Origin of the sequence: Aestuariibaculum suncheonense (assembly GCF_014596935.1) — a bacterium.
GTDB lineage: Bacteria > Bacteroidota > Bacteroidia > Flavobacteriales > Flavobacteriaceae > Aestuariibaculum > Aestuariibaculum suncheonense.
Window position 1 is genome coordinate 284,195 of sequence record NZ_JACVXC010000002.1, and the last position, 16,373, is coordinate 300,567.

14 protein-coding genes are annotated in these 16,373 nt (G+C 36.7%); 7 read left to right on the top strand and 7 right to left on the bottom strand.

Annotation, left to right across the window (positions count from 1 at the left end):
* Nucleotides 1-163 precede the first annotated feature (163 nt).
* The 5 genes from ICJ84_RS06845 to ICJ84_RS06865 all read left to right on the top strand — a co-directional run bounded on the left by ICJ84_RS06845 (nt 164) and on the right by ICJ84_RS06865 (nt 4,023).
* Nucleotides 164-1,192 (top strand): c-type cytochrome, encoded by a 1,029-nt coding sequence (locus tag ICJ84_RS06845; protein WP_188215631.1) that lies wholly within the window; start codon nt 164-166, stop codon nt 1,190-1,192.
* A gap of 2 nt (nt 1,193-1,194) precedes the next feature.
* A complete protein-coding gene (locus tag ICJ84_RS06850; protein WP_188215632.1) occupies nt 1,195-1,872 on the top strand; it encodes a Tat (twin-arginine translocation) pathway signal sequence containing protein in 678 nt (225 codons plus the stop codon).
* A 19-nt stretch (nt 1,873-1,891) separates the two neighbouring features.
* Nucleotides 1,892-2,305 carry a DsrE family protein gene (locus ICJ84_RS06855; protein WP_188215633.1) on the top strand — a complete coding sequence of 138 codons (414 nt, stop codon included), beginning with the start codon at nt 1,892-1,894 and terminating at the stop codon, nt 2,303-2,305.
* Between the two features lie 397 nt (nt 2,306-2,702).
* Nucleotides 2,703-3,134 carry a PH domain-containing protein gene (locus ICJ84_RS06860; RefSeq protein WP_188215928.1) on the top strand — a complete coding sequence of 144 codons (432 nt, stop codon included), beginning with the start codon at nt 2,703-2,705 and terminating at the stop codon, nt 3,132-3,134.
* A gap of 94 nt (nt 3,135-3,228) precedes the next feature.
* A complete protein-coding gene (locus ICJ84_RS06865) occupies nt 3,229-4,023 on the top strand; it encodes a cation transporter (RefSeq protein WP_188215634.1) in 795 nt (264 codons plus the stop codon).
* Between the two features lie 8 nt (nt 4,024-4,031).
* Here ICJ84_RS06865 and ICJ84_RS06870 read toward each other — a convergent pair whose 3' ends face one another.
* Entirely contained in the window at nt 4,032-4,658 is a 627-nt protein-coding gene (locus tag ICJ84_RS06870; RefSeq protein WP_188215635.1) for a LysE family translocator, read from the bottom strand.
* A gap of 108 nt (nt 4,659-4,766) precedes the next feature.
* On the opposite strand from ICJ84_RS06870, the gene ICJ84_RS06875 reads away from it, so the two are divergent.
* Both ICJ84_RS06875 and ICJ84_RS06880 read left to right on the top strand, forming a co-directional pair.
* On the top strand, nt 4,767-5,633 hold the full coding sequence (locus tag ICJ84_RS06875; RefSeq protein WP_188215636.1) for a LysR family transcriptional regulator: 867 nt from the start codon (nt 4,767-4,769) through the stop codon (nt 5,631-5,633).
* 85 nt (nt 5,634-5,718) lie between these two features.
* Entirely contained in the window at nt 5,719-6,459 is a 741-nt protein-coding gene (locus ICJ84_RS06880) for a hypothetical protein (protein WP_188215637.1), read from the top strand.
* A 12-nt stretch (nt 6,460-6,471) separates the two neighbouring features.
* On the opposite strand, the gene ICJ84_RS06885 is transcribed toward ICJ84_RS06880, so the two are convergent.
* The 6 genes from ICJ84_RS06885 to ICJ84_RS06910 all read right to left on the bottom strand — a co-directional run bounded on the left by ICJ84_RS06885 (nt 6,472) and on the right by ICJ84_RS06910 (nt 16,311).
* Nucleotides 6,472-9,843: a tetratricopeptide repeat protein gene (locus ICJ84_RS06885; protein WP_188215638.1), complete on the bottom strand. Its 3,372-nt coding sequence runs from the start codon at nt 9,841-9,843 to the stop codon at nt 6,472-6,474.
* 155 nt (nt 9,844-9,998) lie between these two features.
* Entirely contained in the window at nt 9,999-10,184 is a 186-nt protein-coding gene (locus ICJ84_RS06890; protein WP_188215639.1) for a YgaP family membrane protein, read from the bottom strand.
* A gap of 20 nt (nt 10,185-10,204) precedes the next feature.
* A complete protein-coding gene (locus tag ICJ84_RS06895) occupies nt 10,205-10,510 on the bottom strand; it encodes a hypothetical protein (protein ID WP_188215640.1) in 306 nt (101 codons plus the stop codon).
* An 85-nt stretch (nt 10,511-10,595) separates the two neighbouring features.
* The gene (locus ICJ84_RS06900; RefSeq protein WP_188215641.1) at nt 10,596-13,790 is read right to left on the bottom strand and encodes an efflux RND transporter permease subunit; all 3,195 of its coding nucleotides are present in this window, start codon (nt 13,788-13,790) and stop codon (nt 10,596-10,598) included.
* Nucleotides 13,791-13,914: 124 nt separating this feature from the next.
* Nucleotides 13,915-14,991, bottom strand: a complete 1,077-nt coding sequence (locus tag ICJ84_RS06905; protein ID WP_188215642.1) for an efflux RND transporter periplasmic adaptor subunit — start codon at nt 14,989-14,991, stop codon at nt 13,915-13,917.
* A gap of 9 nt (nt 14,992-15,000) precedes the next feature.
* Nucleotides 15,001-16,311, bottom strand: a complete 1,311-nt coding sequence (locus ICJ84_RS06910) for a TolC family protein (RefSeq protein ID WP_188215643.1) — start codon at nt 16,309-16,311, stop codon at nt 15,001-15,003.
* Nucleotides 16,312-16,373 lie beyond the last annotated feature (62 nt).

The window sequence follows — 16,373 nt, forward strand, 5'->3', positions numbered from 1 at the left end:
GTTTTTTTCGTAATTTTAAGTAAACCAATCAAATACGCCTCGATTATATAAACAGAAACAAACTTATATTCTCAGTTTATTTCTGTAACATTCCACACCTCTCCTACTTATTTTGCCTCTCACGACCTAGCTGCTTAACTGTTGTTTGTTTTAAACCCTAATAATGAATAACCAACCGACAAACATATTAAACAAGGTAGGCAAGCTTTTTATAGTCTGCTTTAGCGCGATTATTGTTTTAACGATCATTCTAGTACTTGTTATTTTCGATATCATCTCGCTGCATCCTACCAAACGATTACCTGATATATATTACATGAACTATGATGCAGCCGCATTAGATGATTCTGAAAACAATTCAATGATTAAATACGGCTATCAAATTTTTAACGAAACACCCAAGTATATTGGCCCTCATAATGGCAACCCAGATATGGTCTTCCAAGGCAACCGACTGGCTTGTAAAAACTGTCATCTTAACTCGGGGACGAAGCCATACTCTGTCCCGCTAATTGGCATCATTCAACGGTTTCCTCAATTCAGAGGTAGGGAAAATAAAATAGGAACTATTCAAGACCGAATAAACGGATGTATGGAACGTAGTATGAATGGTCATATGCTTCCGGCTGATAGTAAAGAAATGAAAGCCATTGTTAAATATCTGGAATATTTAAGTCGGTATGCTCCAAAAGATGGCAATATTGAAGGACAAGGTTTTGCTAAACTAAAGCTTCCTGAACGCGCTGTTAATTTAAACAATGGCAAAACTGTTTTTGAAACTAATTGCGCTGTTTGCCACACGAGCAGCGGTTTGGGAGTTATGGGTGCTGACGGTTACACTTATGAATATCCGCCACTTTGGGGAGACGATTCATTCAATCATGGTGCCGGTATGGCTCGCGTGATTACTGCTGCAGAATTTATTAAAGCTAATATGCCTTTCGGAACCACATACGACAATCCAGTACTGACTGACGAAGAAGCTTACGATGTCGCCGGATATATCAATCAGCAGCAACGCCCTTTAAAAACAAATCCAGAAAAGGATTTCCCAGATGTAAAGAAAAAACCCGTATCTACTCCTTACCCTCCTTATGCTGATAATTTTTCGACCGAACAACACCAGATAGGCCCTTTTCAACCTATCATGGCATATTACAAAAAAACGTATAACATTAACAAAACCAAATAATTATGAAAACAACAACAAACAACTCTAGACGACAATTTATAGGCGCTCTAGCTTTAGGAGCAACAGCCAGTACCATCTCGGTATTAACCAATCCTCTTTATGCCGATGTACCGATCCCAGATACTGAAAAATTATACAGTGCCGAAGACTGGTTCAAAAAAATTAAAGGAAAACACCGTATTGTTTACGATGGCTCTATGCCACATCATGGATTTCCTATTATCTGGAACTGGGCTTTCTACTTTACAAACAACGGCACTGGTACACCTGATGAAGATATGACCGCCATGACTGTACTTCGGCATAAAGCCATTGCATTCGCTTTTAACGATGCTTTATGGAAAAAATACAATTTAGGAAAAATGTTTAATGTGAATACTGCCGACGGTACTCCATACACTCGAAACCCTTACTATATCCCTCAGGAAGGCGATTTTCCTTTACCAATGATTGAAGGCTTAAAACGCATGCAGGAACGTGGAGCTCTGTTTTGTGTATGTGATTTAGCTATGAAAGTATTTAGTAATGCTGCGGCTATAGAAATGGGCTTAGACTCTAAAGCGGTATACCAAGAATGGATTGCTGCCATACTCCCAGACATTCAACTTGTTCCTTCAGGAGTCTGGGCATTAGGTCGTGCACAAGAACATGGCTGCGGTTACATTTTTGCAGGAGAATAAAAATTAAATCTTAAACCAAATGAAAACACCTATCACCTGTTTCTGGATTTGCCTTATTTCACTAATTGCATTTTCTCAGGAAAAACCGGTAAAAATAGTATTCGATGTTACCAGCGACAACACCAAAGTGCATCAGGCTACCGTGAGGCATGTAAAAGCCATGTCTCAGGCTTATCCTGATTCTCAATTTGAAGTTGTGATGTACGGTGGCGCAATAGATATGGTTTTAAAAGACAAATCGGTAGTAGCCGAAGATATTGCCAAACTAATACAAAAAGACAATATCGATTTTGTTATTTGTGGCGGCACGATGAAACGGCATAACACCAAAGACAGCGACCTGATAAAAGGCATAAAACAAGTACCGGATGGCATTATGGAAATTGTAAACCGACAAAAAGATGGCTGGGGTTATATTAAGGAAAGTCAGTAAAAAACTCAATTTAAAAATTCTGAATTCAAAAAAACCGCTCTCAACAGGCGGTTTTTTTTATTTTTCACCAAATGCAACTCTCGTTACCCTTGTGAAACAAGGCTATTACATCATTTTATTCTTATTAAAATAGCTTCAATTCAAATCGTCTAAAAATAGTTTCCTTCGATACTTCTTCGGGAATTGTTCGGGTTTTCTTCGTAAAATAAGGCTTTTACCGAAGCATTCCCGAAGGAATATCGAACATGACTCGAAGGAAAACTAAGTACATACTATTACAAATGATGTTATAAATCAGCTTAATTAAATTAATTTTCTTACATTTAAAATAACAAAAACCCAATAAACTAAATCATTACAAAACTTTAAATTAATTACATGTCAAATGGATTTAAATATGGGTATTAAGAAAACGTACAAAGCTAGTCGAAGAGGACTTATACATTATGTTTTATTGGGGTTTATAATTTTACCAGTCCTTTTATTCATTCTGGAGGACAAATCCATTAATGAAAAACTACTGTTTTACTTTCCGATTTTAATTCCCATGCTGTTATTACTCTGGCTCTATTTTGATACTTCGTACAAAATTGAAAACAATCAACTCATTTACCGTTCTGGTTATTTAAGAGGAAAAATAGAAATTTCCAACATCACCGAAATTCAAAAAGACAAAACCATGTGGCTTGGCATAAAACCAGCACTTTCGGCTAACGGAATCATTATTAAATACAACACATATGATGATATTTATATAGCACCATATGACAATGATGAAATGATTTCAGACTTATTAAAGGTCAACGCTAACATCAAAATTACTGTTTAACATGCACCAGAGCAAAATAGATTTAAGGTTTACGTTCCAAATAAAAATGATTACTTTTAGTTTGATTTAGCACAGATATTGAACTAAAAAACAAATGAACAAAACTGTATTTGAAATCACTAAAATGGACTGCCCTTCGGAAGAAAACCTCATCCGAATGAAATTAGACGGTATCAAACACATTAAAAATCTGGATTTCGATATTTCTAACCGAACGCTAACCGTATTTCATGAATACAACAGCGACCAGATAGAAAAGTCTATAGTAGAACTCAATTTAGGTGGAAAAAAAATCTCAACCGAACATACCGAACAAACCACATTTCATGAAGATATCCAACAGAAAAAATTACTCTGGATTGTTCTTGCTATAAACTTTGCATTCTTTCTTATAGAGATGGCTACCGGAATATTTTCAAAATCCATGGGGCTTGTGGCTGATAGTTTAGACATGCTTGCCGATAGTTTTGTTTATGGCATAAGTTTGTTAGCTGTTGGCGGAACAATAATTAAGAAAAAACGCATTGCAAAACTGACCGGATATTTTCAGTTGACTCTTGCTGTTATTGGCTTCGTTGAAGTTTTAAGACGCTTTTTTGGAGTAGAAAAGCTTCCTGACTTTTCAACCATGATTATCGTCTCTGTTTTTGCTCTTATTGCCAATGGTATTTGTCTTTATATTTTACAAAAGTCAAAAAGTAAAGAAGAAGTACATATGAAAGCCAGCATGATTTTCACCTCCAACGACGTCATCATTAATCTGGGAGTCATCATTGCAGGACTTTTAGTAAACTGGCTGCATTCTAACAAACCCGATTTAATTATTGGAACCATAGTATTTTTACTGGTTATTCAAGGTGCTTTTAGAATTTTAAAATTGAGTAAATAACTCAACTTTTACCCTAAAGCCATCTTCAAACCCATACAAACAAAAATCAGCCCGCTTAACCGGTTTAGCCATATACTACTTTGCGGATGGCTCTTTACTTTGTGAGACAAACTACTGGCAAACAAAGTAAGACTTAAGTACCAAATCACACCTATTAAAGCAAATGTTAAACCTAAGACGATAAATGGAATTGGGTTTTCAATCTCACTACGATTAATAAACTGTGGAAAAAAGGCTAGAAAGAATAATGCAACTTTAGGATTTAATGAATTAGTAAAGAATCCAGACCAAAAGTCACTTCTAGCAATTTTAGATGGCTGTTCTGATTGATTGTCAGATAAAAATGAGGTCTTGCTTTTTAGTTTTAAAACGCCCATATAAATGACATACAAAGCTCCTACATACTTTATTAACGCAAAGGCCAACTCAGACTTCGCAATGAGTACAGATAAGCCGATTGCCCCAAGAAACGTGTGCGTTAAAACCCCTGTATTTATACCTAAAACAGCATACATACCGGATTTCCTTCCTTCGCCAATCGATTTGTTTAAAACAAATACTGTATCCATTCCTGGAGCCATTACAAACAATAGTGCCGTTAGGGCAAACGTCATAAAATTTTCTATACCAAACATATTTCTCTGTATTAGGAAATCATGATTAAAACTTCGGCAAAGAAATTACTTTCAAGACACTCAAAAAATACATATTTTTGACCAACTAATGCTAAAAACGCATTAATCATGACCATTCAGCAAATCAATTATTTTTTAACCTTAGCGAAAGAGCTACATTTTTGGCGAGCCGCTGAAAAGGTGTTTATTTCACAATCGTCATTGAGCAGACAGATTAAGTCGCTTGAAGACGAGTTAGGAATTCAACTTTTTCAAAGAGACAAGAGGAATGTGAAACTTACCGATGCCGGTAAATTTCTTCAGGAACACTGGACAATTTTAATTAATGAATTCAACCAGGTAAAAACACAGGCTAAAAAAATAGACGAGGGCAACTCCGGACGGGTTTCAATCACTTATGTTGGTTCCATTGCTTTTAGCTTTCTGCCTAATTTCCTAAAACACATTAATGACAAACTCCCTGATTTAAAACTGGAGTTAACAGAGCCTACCGATGAAAATCACGAAAAATTGTTGCTGGACTACAGTACAGATATTGCATTAAGTCGAGACGAAATAAAAAACATCCATATCGATTCTGTTAAACTTTCATCAGAATCGGTTTGCCTGGTTGTACCAAACAACCACTGGCTGAATATCAGCAATTTCGGCAATTTAAACGACTTAAAAGATGAAAAGTTTATTATTGCAGGTTTACATCATTCTACATTTTTTGCATCGCTTTTAAGAAATCTGTTTAATAAATACAACTTCGAACCTAAAACGATTATTGAATCAGACTTTGGAGGCATGATTTTAAATCTGGTTTCACAGGGACTTGGTATTTCTATTCTTCCACATTCTTTTAAATATGCTAAACCTGAAAATGTGAGATTTATTGAATTGAATGAAAGCATAGATTTATATATAAGCTGGCGTAAAAATGACCTAAACAAAACCATTAAAAGAATTGTAGACATGGCTAAAGAGGTTTAAAAATGAAACACTTACATATAAAGTAAATATCTAAATAATCTCAAAGCCATTTTATTTTACGTAACTTACTAAAAATAAGCCAGTCATGTCACGTAAAACAAAAACTCCTAACAACGAGGACAACGATAATTCCAGAAGAGGCGTCATAAAAACATTAGGTCTTGGACTTAGTCTAGCAACACTTCCTGCTTTTATTTCTGCTGAATCTGTTAACATTTCAACAGAGGCTTTAGATCCCGGAGAATCGATTATTCCATTAGAAGAACGCGATTTAATTGAAATGCACAAGTTTATTGAAGACTGCATTACTGCCAATAAAGATTCTAATCCTCAGGAAGCAGTAAAAGAAGTTTTGGCTAGGGCCGTTTCAAACCCTTCTGAAATGCTGAAAGCCATTGGACCTCCAACTGAAGCAGGTCTTAAAGTCTTTCTTCGCTCTAAAGATATAACCATTTTTGCCGCTTCCTGGACACCACAAATGAACCTTATGCCTCATAACCACCTGATGTGGGCTAACATTGGTATTTATACTGGTCGAGAAGATAATATTTTATGGAAACGCACCGAAAACGGATTAGAAGCCAGTAAGGCTAAATGTCTGTTTGAAGGCGATGTAGCTATGCTTAATGCTAATGCTATTCATTCAGTAACCAATCCGTTAAAGCGATTTACTGGAGGACTGCATATTTATGGTGGTGATTTTTTTGCTACTGAACGTAGTCAATGGGATCCGGAAACGCTTATCGAAGAACCCTCAAATGGAGATGTAATTAAAAATATTTTCAAAGAAGCCAACGAACAATTGCTTAAAATGAAAAAAGACTAAAGCTCTTTAATCTTATTTATCAGGAATTGTATTTACATAATCCCAATGTTCGGGTGCTCCGGAAATAGTGTATTCAGCTGACTTGTTTAAAAAGTATTTAGCTACCAAATCGGTAGGATGTATAGATAAAACACTATCAAAAGCCACCGAAGCTTTCGGAAACTCCTTTGCAAAAAAGTAAGTCATGCCTTCTTCAAATTTACTCAGGGTTTTTCGTTTCAACACAATACTATCATCTTCATCTCCATCAAAACATTCATAAATTCCCATAGTATTGTATTTGCCTTTTACTCGAACCTTACCAAGGTATCTAAAATTAAAGTCTTCTTTATTTGTGATTGTACTCAAACTACTATCACTTATAATGATTTTGGCACCGTAAAACTTAGTAACTCCTTCCATTCGTGAGGCTGTATTTACCGTATCGGCAATAATGGCAGTATCATTACGATAAACGTCTCCAATAATACCCATAACAAGTTCACCGGTGTGTAAACCCATACCCACCGAAAGCGGCCTGAAACCTTCCGACACGCGTCGTTTATTGTATTGAATTATCATTTGCTGCATATCAATTGTCGCCTGTAGAGCATGAGTTGCATTTTCAGGAAACAACGCCATAATACCATCGCCTAAATACTGATTCACAAACCCTTTATTTTTCTGTATTAAGGGCCCCATCCGTCCTACATACGCATTTACAAACTTAAAATTTTGTTCAGGCGTCATGCTTTCAGACAGACTTGTGTAATCGCGAATATCCGTGAATAATACCGTCACGTGTTTTTCAATATGATCACCTAATACCACATCGGTAATCGCTTCTCGCCCTACCGACTTTAAAAACTCCGTTGGCACAAAACGGCTGGTTGCCTTATGAATTCCTTTTAAATTCACATGGGTTTTAATGCGGCTTAACAATTCGTTTTTTGAAAACGGCTTGGTTAAATAATCGTTGGCTCCTACATTAAAACCAGCAACCAAATCACTTACCCGATTTTTAGCGGTAAGTAAAACAATTGGTAACTCACTCGCCGAATATTCTTTTCTAATAATTTCACAAACCTCATACCCTGAAAGGTTAGGCATCATGACATCGAGCAGTACCAAATCGAAAGTTTCCTGTTTAATCAGATTTAAAGCTTCTGTTCCGCTGCCTGCTTCCACAACGCCATAACCTGCCACGGTAAGATGATTTTCTAAAACCCTGCGATTAACAGGTTCGTCATCAACCACCAAAACCTTAATATTTCTGATTTCAGAAGTTACATCCTCAACACCCTCCTCGTGATAATCCGTTTTAATTTTTTGAACAGTATCCCCTAAAGTTTGCGGTTTATAATTTACCACATCCTGTCGTTTTGCGTTACTCATTGGCAACGTAAACGTAAATGTAGACCCCTCTCCTACTTTAGATGCAACATAAATGTTACCGCCATGTAATTCCACTAACTGCCTAGTTACCGATAAGCCCAAACCGGTTCCGCCGTATTCACGCTCTACTGAACCATCAACTTGCTCAAAGGATTTAAAAATGCTTTCGAACTTTTCTTCAGGAATACCAATTCCGGTATCGGATACCGAAATCACCATCTTTTCCGCCACTTGTTTGGTTTCTATCTGAATGGCCCCTTTTTCAGTGAATTTAATGGCATTACCAATCAGGTTGAATAATATCTGCTGAAGCCGGTTTTCATCGGCTTCAACCAGATTAATGTCCTTAGGAACGGAATTGATTAACTGGACTGGTTTTCCTTTTATTAGGCTTTCAGAAACTTTCAACACCAAATCTGTAATCGCATATAAATCGACCGGACGAATTGCTAATTGTAAATCATTATTTTTTAGTTTAGAAAAATCAAGAATATCATTCACTAAATTTGATAAGCGCTTACCGCTATTGACAATCATGTCTAAATTCTCAATTGCTTTTAAAGATAATGGCCCGGCCACACCATCTTTTAATGATTCTGACAAACCAATAATACCATTTAGCGGTGTGCGCAATTCGTGTGAGGTGTTGGCTAAAAACTGATCTTTAAGCTGATCGACCTGCTTTAATTTAGAGATGACTTCACGTTCCTGTTTTAGCTTAATGCTTTTTCGTCTGGAACGCCAGTAAATAAATCCGATAAGCAACAAGCCAATGGTACTAAATACTACCAGATTGGTCTTGTTTCGCTGTTTACTTAAACTTTCGGCATGACGTAATTCTTGTTCGGCTTTTTGTTTATTAAAGGCGATACTATCGGCTAATTTTTCACGTTCAAACTGATATTCCAGTTCCTGACGATTAATTTCCTGTACTTTTTCATTATTGAATAAGGAATCTTTGGCTATCACCGATTGTTTGTAATACTGCAAAGCTTTGTTGTAATTTCCAAGATGCTGCCATGCCTCACTTAAACACTCACAAGCCTCCTTTTCGACTAAAAGTTCCTGCGTATCTTTAGACATATCTAAGCTTTTCTGACAATCTGATCGCGCCTTTTCAAATTGATTCAAACCTAAATAAATAATTCCACGAACCAAGTACGCAGCAACCAACCCTTCGCTATCGCCTATTTCTGCTTTTATGGTAATGCTTTTGTTTAAATAACCCAAGGCTTCATGAAAGTCACCTTTCATACTATACAACTCGCCAATATTACCGTAAGCTCGGGTAAGAGAACGCTTATCATCCAGTTCTTCGGATAATTGAATACAAATCTTAAAATTTTCGAGTGCTTTATCGAATTCCTGAAGGTTATTATATACCAGACCTATGTTATTATAGGTGTGAACCAAGGTCTGTTTATCACCCATTTTCTTTTTCAGGTTTAAGCTATAAGTGTAATACTCCAGAGCCTTTTCATTATTTTTCTGACGTATAAATACATTCCCTAAATTATTGGTCAGACGAGCTAAGCCCATGGTATCGTGAACTTTTTCAGCCAATTTCAAGCCTTTCAACTCGTTATCTATGGCTTTAGCAAAATCTCCTAATTCGTAATATGTTGTACCAATATTGTTGTAAGTTGTAGCCATCCCTTTAATATCACCTAAGTCTTCTAAAATGGTATGACTGGAAATGAAATACTTTAAGGCTTCATTAGAATCGCCTTGGTAGGCATAGGTGTTACCTATAAAGCGTAATGTCGTGGCTTCCCAGTTTTTCTTTTGTTTTTGAGTAGAGAATTCTAAAATTGACTGGGCATAATGTCTAGCACTATCAATATCTTTTCGGAATATTAACATGAACGCATCAAGACCTGATTCAAACCTAAGAGAGTCTGATAATTTTTCGTTTTTAAAGTTAGTTTTTAAACTATCTAATCGGGTCGATTGACCAAAAGACATGGAGATAGAAATGAGGCATACAAAAGTAAAGAACTTACATCTCATTGAAATTTAAGGTTTGGCTGATCACCTTATAAAGTTAATAGTTAATTACTTACAATAAAAATAATTATTACAAGAATTAACCTTAACACATTAACAACTTAAACAACATCAATCTAAAGTGTCAACCAAACCTGTATTATTGTAAATTAAAAGCACTAGTCTTTAACGCCTAATTTTCCTAAAATGGTATCCATTAAACACCACTTGGTTAATGACGATTGTAATAAATTAGCGCCAACAAATGCGGTGAACCATAGCCAGTTCTGGTTTACATAAATGGCTAATATTAAACTTACCAGAATAAAAGTTCCGGCAATACCGCGTACTATTCGATTTTTCATAATTTATATTTGTTTTTATTTTAAATAAAACGTTCAATTGGAAGTACAATAGCTCTGATTGGATTGTTAGTTTCCATTTGACCATTAAATTCTTCAATTAACTTAAATAGAGCATCAATACGATCTTCTTCGGTAAACGAAAAAAACATATTAGACTCATTGCCTTTAGCCTCTGCTCCAAACCAGTTTGATGCCACGATTAAAGGATTTGTTATTTTATAACCATCAATTTCCGACTCACTAAAGTTTTCTATTTGCGCCTTTTTAAACAGTTTTATAATCTCGTTATGAAACTCTTCAACAGCTGTTACTATTACTAATTTCATCTTTATTAATATTTTTCAATGTTATCTAGTCTTGAAAAGCAACGCTGTCTTTAATCTTTATTCTGAAAGCGCAGCAGTCTATTCTCTATTTATAATTTTTACGTTCAATCATATAGTACACTAAAGGCACGACCAACAAGGTTAACACTGTCGATACAATGGTTCCTCCCATTAAAGAAATCGCTAAACCTTGGAAAATAGGATCAAACAGAATAACGAATGCCCCGATAACCACCGTTCCTGCAGTTAATAATATTGGTGTTGTTCTTACTGCTCCTGCTTCGATTGCTGCTTGTTTTAAAGGCACACCTTCTTCTAATCTCAAGTTGATAAAATCAATCAATAGCACCGAGTTACGCACCATGATACCCGCTAAAGCAATCATACCTATAAATGAGGTTGCGGTGAAAAAGGCGTCCATCATCCAGTGTCCTAAAATAATACCGATTAACGATAACGGAATAGCCACCATCATAACTACCGGTGCTTTAAAATTCTGAAACCAGCCTACAATTAATATGTAAATCAAGATAATCGCTCCTAAAAAGGCAATTCCTAAATCACGGAACACTTCCAGAGTAATCTGCCACTCGCCATCCCATTTTACGGTATAATCATCTTCGTATTCTGGTTGCCCTAAATACATTTCATTCATCTTATAACCTTGAGGCAACTCAATCGCTTTAAGTTTTTCTTCCATACCTAAAATTGCATACGCCGGACTTTCCAGTTCACCTGCCATATCAGCCATAACATACACCACGCGTTTCTGATTTTTTCTGTAAATACTCTTTGCACTTGTAGTTTCAATAACATCTACTAAATCGGCAATTGGCACTAAATTACCTTGTTGCGATTTCACTTTTAACTGTGAAATATCCTGAATGGTTGACTTTTCCTTTTCCTCCAGAGCCAACACAACGCCAATTTGATTCACGGCATCCTCATCATATAAGGTTGTTATAGGACGATTAGCCAAAGCCATATTCATGATATAGGCAATCTGTTTTGGAGTCACTCCGTAGAGCATCGCCTTTTCTTTATCGATAGTGAATTGATATTCCGTTTGGTCGGCTTCTACCATCCAATCAATGTCCACAACATCCTGAGTATTATTCAAAATGCCTTTAATACTATCGGCAACTTGCATTTGCTTATGGTAATCTGGTCCATAAACCTCTGCAACAATCGTTGATAATACTGGTGGTCCTGGCGGAACTTCTACAATCTTAACATTGGCATTGTATTTTGAAGCTATCCTTTGAATATCCGGACGTAATAACTTTGCAATATCATGACTTTGTGCAGAACGTGCTTCCTTATCTAAAAGATTCACCTGAATATCGGCCATATTACTTCCTCCACGCAAATCGTAATGACGAACCAATCCATTAAACGTAATTGGAGCCGATGTTCCAATATAATTCTGATAGTTCACAACTTCCGGACGTGTAGATAAATATTGCGAAATCTCTTGAGCCACTAACGCAGTTCGTTCTAAAGTTGTACCCTCAGGCATATCAATCACTACCTGAAATTCATTCTTATTATCAAAAGGTAACATTTTTACCGCAACCGATTTGGTAAAGAACATCATCATAGTTCCTATCAGTAAAACAAACGTCCCTCCTAAAAAAATCCAGCGTTTGGTTTTGTTTTCCATTAACGGACGTTCGAACTTATTATAGAACTTGTAAATAAGTGTTTCTTCCAATGCTTTTTTAGGTTTCTCTTCACCTCCTTTTTTATCCTTTTCTCTTAAGAAAATATAACCCAAATAGGGTGTAATCGTTAAGGCAACGAACAATGATAAAATCATCGCTATAGACGCCCCGATGGGCATTGGTGCCATATAAGGCCCCATTAATCCAGATACAAACGCCATTGGCAACACCGAAGCAATTACGGTAAACGTCGCTAAAATGGTCGGGTTACCTACCTCGTTAATCGCATATAATGCTGCTTGTTTAAATGGCAGACGTTTCATCTTAAAGTGTCTGTGCATATTTTCGGCGATAATAATGGAATCATCAACCACAATACCCGTAACAAACACTAATGCAAATAAGGTAATTCTGTTAAGCGTATAATCTAACATATAGTAACTCAACAAAGTTAAGGCGAACGTAATGGGCACCGATAAAAACACTACCAAACCACCACGCCATCCCATGGCTAACATTACTACAAAGGTTACCGCAATAATTGAACCGATAAGATGCAGCAATAATTCGGATACTTTATGGGATGCTGTTTCACCATAGTTTCTTGTAATTTCAACATGCACATCTTCTGGAATTAAGTTTTGTCTTAAATGCTCCACTTTATCAATAATCACATCGGCAATTTTCATAGCATCGGCTCCTTTGCGTTTCGCCACCGAAATAGTCACTGCGGGATACTCCGAATGAAATGTCTCTGCTTTTTCACTTCCCTGACCAAAACCAAGACTCACATAGTTTTGTGGCACTTCTGGTCCATCGATAATTGAAGCCACTTGTTTTAAGTAAATCGGGTGATTTTGTTGCACCCCAACCACTAAATTCTCCACATCGATAACACTCTCTAAAAACTTTCCTGTGTTTACTACAAACTCGGTATCGTTTTTATCAAATGTTCCTGAATTTAACTGGGTATTGTTGGCTTTAATCATTTCAGATACCGATAAGAAATCCAGACCGCTGGCCGCTAACTTATCTTTATCTAAAACCACGCGAAGCTCTCGGTTTCTTCCGCCTATTTTATGAGTTATGGCCACATCATTCACCTTTTTAATTTCAGCTTCCAACTCCTGAGCCATTAACCCTAACTGATAATCGTCGTAATGCTCACTCCACAGTGTCAAGCCTAACATCGGCACATCGTCAATCGCACGCGTTTTAACCAACGGAAAGGTAACGCCTTCCGGCATCTGATCCATGTGCTTATTAATCTCATTGTACAGCTTTACAAACGAGCGCTCAATATCTTCCCCCACATAAAACTGAACAATCACCATGGCTTGTTCTTTCATCGACGTAGAATACACATACTCTACCCCTTTAATATTCGAAATTAATTGCTCCAACGGCTTTACCACACGCGATTCTACCTCTGTTGGACTCGCTCCCGGATACCCCACAAAAATATCGGCCATAGGCACATCAATTTGTGGTTCTTCCTCACGCGGAATTAAAAACGAACTATACACTCCAATAACCATAAAAACGATCATTAAAAGCACAGTAAGCTTAGAGCCTATAAAAAGCTTGGCTATTTTTCCTGCTAAACCTTCTTTCATTGTTTTAATTTTTTGGGCGTTTTAACGGGCTGTACGCTGTATCTTTTTTATTGATTTACATTGTAACTGCGCTCAATGTGACAATAAAAAGGATGCCGCTGCCATCCCTAACGCAGATTTATAGTTATTGAATTGAAATTTTTGCGCCGTTATATAATTTTCCTTCAGCTGAAACGATATAGGACTCATCAGCTGATAAACCTGACAATACTTCCACCTGGTCACCAAACATTCTGCCTAAACGCAACCAGCGCAAAATCGCCGTATTACTTTGGCTTACGGTATACACTCCAGACAACTGTCCATTGGTAATTACCGCTTCTGTTGGTATTAAAATCATAGCCGTTTTAGCTTTGCGTTCCACCGGAAATTGTACGGTAGTAAACATGCCCGATAAAATATTCGCATCGGTTTTCTCTAAAACGACTTTCACTAAATACTGTCCGCCAGTCTGACTCGCCGAAGTACTCACTTCGGTTACTTGTCCTTTTAACGTCTGGTTGATTGATTTTACTAAAACCGTAGCTTCAGTTCCTTTCTTAATTGCTGAAATTTCGGTTTCAGGAACCATAGCCATCACCTCATAATTCCTTGGTGCTTCAACCGTAATTAACGGTTGTCCCGGATTCGCCATATCACCTTTTTCTGCCATTTTACTGGTTACAACACCACTAAAGGGCGCTGTAATATTCGTGTATGCAAATTGTGCTTTCACTTCATTTTCCATTTGTTTCGCCGACTCCAAACGGGCTTTTGCCATTTCGTATCGCGCCGTCATATCATCCAGTTCCTTTTGTGAAGCACTATTATTATCGTATAAATTTTTAAAACGATTATAATCCTTTTCTGCATTGTTAAACGCCACCGTTGCTTCGGTAATGCCTGCATTAACCTGTGCTTTTTTGGCTTGTAAATCGGCGTTATTAATAGCTACTAATAACTGCCCTTTTTTAACCTCATCTCCAACATTTACCAGTACATTATTAATGTATCCCATAGTTCTGGTACTTAAGGTAGCACTATTCTCTGCTTTAATTTTTCCGCTCACCGCTAAAAAAGGTGAGTTTCCATTTGCTGAAACTTGATTTACTGTAACCGCTACGGCAGGTCTATTATCTGCAACGGCCTTTTTTTCATCACTTCCACAACTAGCGAATAAAACGGCTAGTGATAGTATTGTTAATGTGTATATTTTTTTCATGTTTTGCTCTTATTCTTTAGTTAAAAATTCTAAATATGCCTTCGCATAATTATATTCAAAAATGGTTTGATGGTACTCTAGCTGTTTTTGTGCATACTGGGTTTCGGCCATTAACAAATCGGACGTTTTTTCTAAACCTTCTTTAAATCTATTGGTTCGTATTCTTAAAGATTCTTCCGATTGCGCTAAAGCCAGTTTGGTTATGTTCAGCTTGTTTTCTGCATCCAATAACATACGTTTCGCTTTGTTAAGTTCCAGCTTGCTTTGTGATATATACTGGTTGTATTCTAACTTCGATTTTTCATATTCGGCCTTACTTTTCTGTGCCTTACCAAAACGTTTAGATCCCTGAAAAATATCCCAGCTTAACTGCGCTCCAACCACATAACCACTCGCATCGGCTCTGAATATTTTATCGTCATACATTTCATAACTACCAAAGGCATTTAACCGCGGCAAAAAAGTCATTTTATCAGCTTTGCTCATATCCTTATAAGCCTGACTGGCTAATTCCATAGCTTTAATATCACTACGGTTTTCTGAAATATTAGCATCTTGAAACTGTAACGACTGAACCACTAATTCTTCACTTGGTTTATACACGACATACGTTTCATCATTCATTAAAAATGATAAGTAGTTTGACACATTTTGCACATTACTTTTTGCATTTTGTAACTGCGCCAAAACTTCGCTTACACGAACTTCAACGTTAAGCACATCGGAGCGTTGTAAATAGCCTTGTTTGAAACTGTTTTCGGCTAAAGTTTTATTGGCATTGGCGGCTTCAAGAGCTTTTTCTAAAACATCAACCGCTTTGTAGGCCAACTGTAATTGCATAAACGCTTTATCGACCTCTAATGCAAGATAATCTGAAGTACGCTGCGTTTGTAACGACATCGCCTCCATTTTTGTTTTAGCAGCTTTACGCTGATAAATCCCATCGGCATTTATTAAAGGTTGCTGAACCTCAATTTTAGTTGCGAAGTTTTGGGTTTTAGAAGGATCGTTTAACAATGCTGGATCGAAATCTGAAGCCGTTAAAATCTCCTGGTTTAATTTAGAACCAAAAGCCATAAGCGGATTTGTTGTAGAAATTCCGGTATGGCTTGCGGTAATATTAGGTAAGAACACAGCATTAGTCTGCCTGAAATCTGCTTTTGCTGAATTAAATGCTTCCTCCGATATTTTTATGGATGTGTTTTCTTCCTGAACTCTGCTTAGTACTTGTTCTTTAGATATAAGTACGGTTTCTTGTGCATGAGACGCCAAAGAAAGGCTAAGAAAACTAAATATTAATACACCTATTTTTTCTTTCATAATTATTTAAATTAATACTTCAAAAGTAGGCTGATAGCAACTTGTTTTCAGTAACTTATGTT